Source organism: Arthrobacter sp. Y3223164 (assembly GCF_059091005.1).
In genome coordinates this window covers 1-417 of sequence record NZ_JBNHGF010000879.1, presented here as the reverse complement: position 1 = coordinate 417, position 417 = coordinate 1, and the positions used below count along the sequence as shown (strand labels likewise).

Here is a 417-nt window from a genome sequence, read left to right as displayed (position 1 = left end):
GCGGGACCTGGCGACCCAGCAGGCCGCGGCCAGCGTGGGACAGGGCCTGCTGATGGCCCGCTACACCCAGGCCTTCGGCGCCCGCGGCATCACCGTCAGCCAGGTGCTCCTGACCGCCGAGGACCTGATGCGGCGCCAGCACTACGCCAACGCCTACCGCGCGCTGCACCGGTTGCTGCACCTCGGCGTCGTCCCCGTGGTAAACGAGAACGACACCGTAGCCACCCACGAAATCCGCTTCGGCGACAACGACCGGCTGGCCGCCCTGGTGGCCCACCTGGTCAAGGCCGACGCGCTGGTGCTGCTCTCGGACGTGGACGCGCTTTACGACGGCCCGCCCAAGGACGGCGCGCGGCGGATCCCGCTGGTGGCCCGGCCCCAGGACCTGGACGGCGTGAACATCGGCCGCACCGGCGC

At 72.7% G+C, this 417-nt stretch carries 1 protein-coding gene; it reads left to right on the top strand.

The window, feature by feature from the left end; translation table 11 throughout:
• On the top strand, positions 1 to 417 hold a 417-nt coding region (locus AC5RUJ_RS18515; protein ID WP_494156548.1), incomplete at both ends, for an amino acid kinase family protein.